This is a genomic window from Gordonia sp. UCD-TK1, assembly GCF_001691435.1.
In the GTDB taxonomy this organism is placed as follows: domain Bacteria; phylum Actinomycetota; class Actinomycetes; order Mycobacteriales; family Mycobacteriaceae; genus Gordonia; species Gordonia hongkongensis.
Genome location: NZ_LZMP01000090.1, coordinates 147,796 through 154,983 on the forward strand (window position 1 = coordinate 147,796; position 7,188 = coordinate 154,983).

The 7,188-nt window shown below is 68.3% G+C and carries 5 protein-coding genes and 1 rRNA gene; 5 read left to right on the forward strand and 1 reads right to left on the reverse strand.

The annotated features are described in order from the left end of the window. The first annotated feature begins 1 nt into the window (after nucleotide 1). The 4 genes from A9310_RS24860 to A9310_RS24875 all read left to right on the forward strand — a co-directional run bounded on the left by A9310_RS24860 (nucleotide 2) and on the right by A9310_RS24875 (nucleotide 4,844). The gene (locus A9310_RS24860) at nucleotides 2–1,558 is read left to right on the forward strand and encodes a VWA domain-containing protein (protein WP_065632849.1); all 1,557 of its coding nucleotides are present in this window, start codon (nucleotides 2–4) and stop codon (nucleotides 1,556–1,558) included. Between the two features lie 78 nt (nucleotides 1,559–1,636). Next, nucleotides 1,637–2,812, forward strand: coding sequence for an iron-containing alcohol dehydrogenase (locus A9310_RS24865; RefSeq protein ID WP_065632850.1), 1,176 nt, complete (start codon nucleotides 1,637–1,639; stop codon nucleotides 2,810–2,812). After that, nucleotides 2,812–4,191, forward strand: coding sequence for a GAF domain-containing sensor histidine kinase (locus A9310_RS24870; RefSeq protein WP_065632851.1), 1,380 nt, complete (start codon nucleotides 2,812–2,814; stop codon nucleotides 4,189–4,191). The genes A9310_RS24865 and A9310_RS24870 overlap by 1 nt, the downstream gene beginning before the upstream one ends. Next, on the forward strand, nucleotides 4,188–4,844 hold the full coding sequence (locus A9310_RS24875) for a response regulator transcription factor (protein WP_065632852.1): 657 nt from the start codon (nucleotides 4,188–4,190) through the stop codon (nucleotides 4,842–4,844). Before A9310_RS24870 ends, A9310_RS24875 begins: the two co-directional genes overlap by 4 nt. Nucleotides 4,845–4,879: 35 nt before the next feature. On the opposite strand, the gene mftM is transcribed toward A9310_RS24875, so the two are convergent. Continuing rightward, nucleotides 4,880–5,743 (reverse strand): mycofactocin oligosaccharide methyltransferase MftM, encoded by an 864-nt coding sequence (mftM, locus tag A9310_RS24880; RefSeq protein WP_065632853.1) that lies wholly within the window; start codon nucleotides 5,741–5,743, stop codon nucleotides 4,880–4,882. 734 nt (nucleotides 5,744–6,477) lie between these two features. On the opposite strand from mftM, the gene A9310_RS24885 reads away from it, so the two are divergent. Further along, a 16S ribosomal RNA gene (locus A9310_RS24885) occupies nucleotides 6,478–7,188 on the forward strand; the annotation flags it as partial.

Below are 7,188 nucleotides of genomic sequence, written 5' to 3' on the forward strand. Positions count from 1 at the left end.
GATGACTGCGGCGTCGGCCACCCCGGTACCCGTCGCCGCCGCGAGGCGGGCGGACCCGCTCGACCTGCTCGCGGTCGCGTTCGGACGGGTCCTGCGGAGCTCCGGGATCGCGGCCTCGCCCGCCGAGGTCATCGAGATCCGGCGGACCCTGTCCATGGTCGGCGCCGCCGAGCCGGCGGTCCTGCATGCGGCGCTACAGAGCGTGTGCGTCAAATACGGCTACGAGACAGCGGGTTACGAGCGGGCCTTCGAGCTCTTCTTCCTCGGCGCCGAACCCGATCGGGCCGACGAGGACGACCTTCCCCGGGCCCGCGGCGTCGCGGCCGACCTGCCCGATGACGTGGTCTGGGACGAGGAATTCGAGGGCGCGGCCCGCCAGATCGGCGCCGACGAACACACCGACGAGATCGGCCACCTGATGGCCGACGATCCCGACGCCGCGCACCGGGACGCCGAGAGCGCTCACCGGGAGGAGAACGACTTCAGCGTCTCGGCCGGCGCCGAGCAGCTCGGCGTCGACCCGGACGGCGGCACGACCGGTGGGGGAGTGACCTACACGGTCGAGGTCGACACCGCCGACTCGTCGACCGTCGGCGAACTGACCGGATCGGCAGCCCGGGTCTCGAGCCGGCCGCTCGGGCTGACCGGGGCCCACGCCATCCTCGCCGCACTCGACGCCTACGATCCGCGCAAGGCATACGGCACCGACGGCAACGACGACCTCGGCGATGCCCGGAGGGCCGAACTGGAACGGGCACTGGGTGCTTTCGTCGACGCGCTGGTCGCACGCCTGGACGCCGACGGCGGCGCCGAGGCGGTGTCCGGCGCCGACCGGTCGGCCGAGGGGTATGTCGACCAAGCTGAGATCGATCGCGCCTGCCACCGGCTGATCCAGCGCATGCGCGGCGCCCCGCGCCGGGTGGTCCGCCCGGTCGACCGGGGTGCCCTCGACATCCGGGCGACGATGCGCGCGTCGGTCGCGACCGACGGTGTGCCCGCCGAACTGTGGCGGCGCCGCAGGCGGCCCGGCCCGGTCCGGCTGCTGGTCCTCGTCGACGTGTCGTTGTCGGTCCGGCCGGTCACCGGGTTCATCCTGCGTCTCGCGCAGACTCTGCATCGCTTCGGCGACCGTTGCGAGGTCGTCGCGTTCGTCGATCGCCCGGTGCGCGTCACGACCGCACTGCGGTCCGCGGCGGCCGACTCGGCTCTCGCGGCGGTGCTCGCCGCCGACGGTCTGGATCTCGCCGCGACGAGCGACTACGGGCGCATGTTCGGCGAACTGCTGGGCGGCTGCGGGGACCTGATCAGCAGGCGGACATCGGTGCTCGTCGTCGGGGATGCGCGCAGCAATGGTCTCGATCCGCGTGTCGACCTGGTGGCCGAGGTCGGTCGCCGATCGCACCGAATCGCCTGGATCACACCGGAACCCGAGCGCTACTGGGCGCAATCCGGGTGCGCGATGGCCGACTACGCCGAGCACTGCAGCGGAGTCGTCAGCGTGCGTGACGGCGCCGAGATGCTCGCGCGTTGTGACGAGCTGGGTGCGGCGCTGAGGTGACCTGGGTAGCGTCGGGGTACCGCCGGGGCGAGGTGGTCGGACGGTGCGGTCGGAGTGGATGGAACGGAGGCGGGACGAATGGTGGGTGACGTCCGTCGGCGCGCATCGGGCCAGGTCGCCAAGTTCCACACCCCGGAGATCGTGCTGGGCCCGGGCGCCTTCGGGGAGGTGCCGGTCGCGACGGCGGGACTCGGGATGCGCCGACCGTTCGTGGTCAGCGATCGTTGTCTGGAACGCACCCCCTGGTACGCACAGCTGATGGCCGGGCTGCGTGCCGGCGGCCTCGACGCGGCGTCGTACCTGGATGTCTCGCCCAACCCGCGGTCCGGCGAGGTCGCGGCGGCGTTCCTCGCCTACAAGGCACACGATGCCGACGGCCTCGTCGCCCTGGGCGGCGGTTCGGTGATCGACGCCGCCAAGGGTGTCGCGGTGTTGGCGGCCAACGGCGGTCACATCCTCGAGTACGAGGGAATCGACCGTGCCCGACGACCGCTCCCGCCACTCATCGCGGTGCCGACGACGGCCGGCAGCGGCGCCGACGTCTCCCAGTTCTGCATCATCAACGACGCCGAGCGGCGTACCAAGGTGACCATCATCGGGCGTTCACTCGTGCCGGACGTGACGGTGAGTGACCCGACCCTGCTGATGACCGCGCCCGCCGCGGTCACCGCCCAGGTCGGCATGGATGTACTCACCCACTGCGTCGAGGCCTACGTCTCGCTCGCGCACGGACGACTCACCGATTCGCTTGCGCTGGAATCCATTCGCGGCGTGTGGACGCATCTAGAACGCCTCGTCGACGATCCGCGGGACCGGGTAGCGGCCGAGGAGATGTCGCTCGCGGCACTACGGGCGGGGATGGCGTTCACCAACGCGATCCTCGGCGCCACGCACGCGATGAGTCACCCGGTCGGCGGGCACTGCGACGCCCCGCACGGCGCGATCAACGCCGTCCTGCTGCCGCACGTGATCCGCTACAACGCCCATGTGTGTGCCGACGGCTTCGTCGACCTGGCCGACGCCATCGGGGTCGAGACATCCGGCGACGCCCGGACCGTCGCCGACCGACTGGCCGATGCGATCGCCGCGCTCGGCGCCCGGGTCGGCATGCCGGCGTCGCTCGAACCGCTGGGCGTGCGCAGCGCCGACCTCGACCGCCTCACCGCGCACGCGCTGGCCGATTCGTGCATGACCACCAACCCGCGGCGTCCGCAGGCCGCAGGCATCCGGGACCTCTACGCCGAAGCGCTGTGATGACCGGTCCGTCGCCCGAGCGAAGCGCTCTCCCCGAGCAGGCCGACCTCGAGAGCCTGGTCGGACTCCGCAGCGTGAAGGGCAGCCACTACGCGGCGCTGCGCGGGGTCGAGGCGCGGCTGAGTCGGGTGGTCGGTGCGCTGGAGCGGATCTCGCGTGCTCTCGTCCGTACCGCCGAAGGGCCCGAGGCGTTGGTCATCGCGGTCGTCGAGGCGGCGCGGGACCATCTGGGCGCGGACTGGGTCGTCTTCGCGCTCGCGGACGGCCGGCTCGAGCAGTCGGCCCCGCGACACCTGATCAGCGCGAGCGGTGGTCGGCTCTRCGCCTTCGAAGGGTCCGAGCGGGCCGCCACACCCGACGACCTGCCCGACGAGGTGCTCAACCGGCTCAACGACATCCTCCGCGGACACGAGACCGTCCTGCACGGCGCGATCCTCCAGGAGGACCACGTCCACGTCCCCGTCGAACTCGACGGCAACGTCGTCGGGGGACTGTCGGCCTGGACACCGGTCGGTCGCGTGGTCGATCCCACCGATCTCGTCGTGCTGCGCATCCTGGCCAGCCAGGCGATCGTCGCACTGCTCAACGCCGAGCTGTTCTCCGAGACCGACCGCCACGCAATGGAACTCGCCGAGCGCAACACCGAACTGGAACGTACCCAGCGCGAACTGTCGGCGGCGATGCGGGCGACCGTGCTCAACGAGGAGCGCGGACGGATCGCCCGCGAGCTCCACGACTCGGTCACCCAGTCGGTGCTGTCGGCGGGGGTGCAGATCGAACTGTGTCGCGGCCTCGTCGAAGGTCCCGCACTCGATCGCCTGGAGATGGCGGGCCGGCTGACCAAGGAGGCCGTGGAGCAGTTGCGGTCGTTCATCTACGCGCTCAACAACGCCACGAACGCGCCGTCGCCGAGTGTGCGCGACGTCCTGACCGAGCTGTGCTCGTTGCACATGCCGCCGGACCTGCGCACGGCGGTCCACATGCGCGGCCGGGAGCGCGATCTTGCCGATGAGGTCCAGCACGCCCTGCTGCGGATCGCCGGCGAGGCCCTCTTCAACACCGCCGTCCACTCGCGTGCCCACCAGGTCACGGTGACCCTCACCTACGCCATGGACACCGTCGCACTGTCGGTCGACGACGACGGCGTAGGTGATCCCGAACATCTGCGCCGGGTGATGCGCACTGCGTCGCTCGGCGATCTCACGGCCGGACGGCACCGCGGCCTGGCCAACATGTCCTCGCGCGCCGCCGAGCTCGGAGGCGAATTGCGGATCCGCCGGTCGCGTATCGGCGGTATCCGCGTCGCGGTGGTGCTGCCGATCGGCACGGCCGGCACCGCGACGCCCGACGACCAGCTCAGAACGAAGGAGTTCGGTTGAGCGACAACGACATCAGGCGCCCCATCCGGACCCTTCTCGTCGACGACCACGCCCTCCTGCGCCAGGGGATGCGGTCGCTGCTGGAGCGCGAGGACGTCGTGGAGGTGGTCGGCGAGGCGGGATCGGCCGACGCCGCGCTGGCCGAGGTGAACGCCCGACACCCCGATGTCGTCGTGGTCGACCTCAAGCTGTCGGCGGGCACCGAGTACGAGGGGCTGCGGCTCATCGAGCAGATCGCGCAGCGCCACCCGGAGGTCGCCGCGCTGGTGCTGACCACGTTTCTCGACGACGATCTGGTCGTGCGCGCCGTGCGGGCGGGAGCCCGGGGGTACGTGGTCAAAGATGTCGACACGACCGAACTCGTGCGCGCGATCCAGGCGGTGTCCGGCGGCGGCAGCGCCTTCGACCCGCGCAGCGCGGCCGTCGTCCTCCGCGCGGTGTCCGGCGAGAACGAGAAGTCCGAGGCACTCAGCGACCGGGAGCGCGAGGTCTTGCGGCTCCTCGCCGACGGGCTGTCGAACAAGCGGATCGGCGAGACGCTCTACATCTCGGAGTCAACCGTGAAGTTCCACATTCGCAACATCATTCGCAAGCTCGGGGTGTCCAAGCGGACCGACGCGGTGTACATCGCCAGCAAACGCGGGCTGATCTGACGCGGTCGCTCGGTACCGCGGCCGGACTCGAGGAATCAGGACCCGGGGGTGAGGACGAGCCATCCGCCGTGATCGACGAGGACCTCGGCGCCGGCATGCGGGACGGCTCGAGCCCAGCCGCACAGGTCGTTCTCGGTGAGCCGGACGAGGTGGCCGAAGTGCGGGCTCGGCTCGTCTTCGAACGGCACGCCGATGACCACGCGCTGCCGGGCGACCCGGAGGGCCTCGCCGATCGCGGCGTGCGCCCCCGCGGGATCGAGGTGTTCGAGGAGATGGATGAGCGTGACGGTGTCGGCCGAGTCGTCGGCGAAGGGGAGAGCGATCGCGTTCCCGACGGTTGCGACGACAGGCAGTCGGAGTCGGTGAGCGGCGTCGGAGAGCAACGACACCGCTCCGGGCGAGATGTCGCAGGCCGCGACCTGGAGACCGTCCAGGGCGCAGGCGAGAGCGAAGAAGCCGAAGCACGATCCCACCTCGAGGACGTCCCCGCCCGAGACCAGGCTCCGCGCGCGTTCGTGGACGGGAGCGAATGCCGATGCGCCCGTGCGTAGTTCGCGAAGCGTGTTGTCGTAGAAAGCCGCCCACGCGTCGGTGTACCTACTCGCCGAGGTGCGGATGATCCCCATCGCGGCGCATTCGAACTGCGACTGGCCGGCCAGCACGCCGGCCTCGACGAGGGCGACGAGTCCGTCGACGACCACGGCGTCGGAGATGCTGTGCTCGTCGAAGGGATGGGCGATGTGCAGGACGCCCGCCTGTCGGCGCCAGGAGAGGAGACCGCAACGCGTGAACCCCTCGGGGACAAGCGCGGACGAGACAACCCGCGTTGGGAGTCCGGGTACCGGCGAAGAGCCGATGGGCGCGGTCGTCGGGGTCGTGGCCAGTTCGGTCGCGGTCATGTTTCGACCGTATGAGCGCTCTGACCTGCGCATAACTGACCGACCGGGGGTGATGACCTGTCCGAAAGGACGGTCTGCGACGCACGTCACATCGATGTGATTCACCGAAATCCGCGCGCAGCAGCGGGATTCGGTTCCGCGCGGCAGGCGATGAGCTGCGGCGATGGCTGTTGGGGCGGGCGGCGAGCAGGCGATTTGACCCCGACGATCCGGTTGCGTAACTTTCTTCGAGTCAGCGAGCCACGGCGCCGCCCCGGAAGACCTGGAAGGGTCTGATGGTGGGGAGTGGAGACCGGGTTTCTTGGCTGGCCGCCCCTGAATGTTTTGGCTTGAGTCGTTGTGGCTCGGGTAGAGTGTTTGGGGTTGCTGGGTCTTTCAGTGGTTCGGAATTCTTCGGGGTTGCGGGCTGCGGGTGGGGTCTGGTAGGCTGGAAGAGTTGCCCCGGAGACGGGGTGGCTGGCAAGGTTGAATACGAAGTCTGCTGGTGAGAGCCCTGATTTGGGGTGGGTAGCTGGTGGGTGTGTGTTCTTTGAGAACTCGATAGTGTGATGATGAATTGTCTGATGCCAATTTTTGGCATCGTGCATCTTTGTGGATGTAGATGTTTGTTTTTGTGTGACGTCCGGGCCCCGTCCTGGGTGTCACATTTTGCTAGGTTTATTTTGGTCAGGTTGTGCTTTCCTGATTGTGTTGAAACGCCGGCCCTTGTGGGGTTGGTTTTGTTTCACTGTTTTTTCATGGAGAGTTTGATCCTGGCTCAGGACGAACGCTGGCGGCGTGCTTAACACATGCAAGTCGAACGGAAAGGCCCAGCTTGCTGGGTACTCGAGTGGCGAACGGGTGAGTAACACGTGGGTGATCTGCCCTGCACTCTGGGATAAGCCTGGGAAACTGGGTCTAATACCGGATATGACCAACTGTCGCATGGTGGTTGGTGGAAAGCTTTTGCGGTGTGGGATGGGCCCGCGGCCTATCAGCTTGTTGGTGGGGTAATGGCCTACCAAGGCGACGACGGGTAGCCGACCTGAGAGGGTGATCGGCCACACTGGGACTGAGACACGGCCCAGACTCCTACGGGAGGCAGCAGTGGGGAATATTGCACAATGGGCGCAAGCCTGATGCAGCGACGCCGCGTGAGGGATGACGGCCTTCGGGTTGTAAACCTCTTTCACCAGGGACGAAGCGGAAGTGACGGTACCTGGAGAAGAAGCACCGGCCAACTACGTGCCAGCAGCCGCGGTAATACGTAGGGTGCGAGCGTTGTCCGGAATTACTGGGCGTAAAGAGCTCGTAGGCGGTTTGTCGCGTCGTCTGTGAAATTCTGCAACTCAATTGCAGGCGTGCAGGCGATACGGGCAGACTTGAGTACTACAGGGGAGACTGGAATTCCTGGTGTAGCGGTGAAATGCGCAGATATCAGGAGGAACACCGGTGGCGAAGGCGGG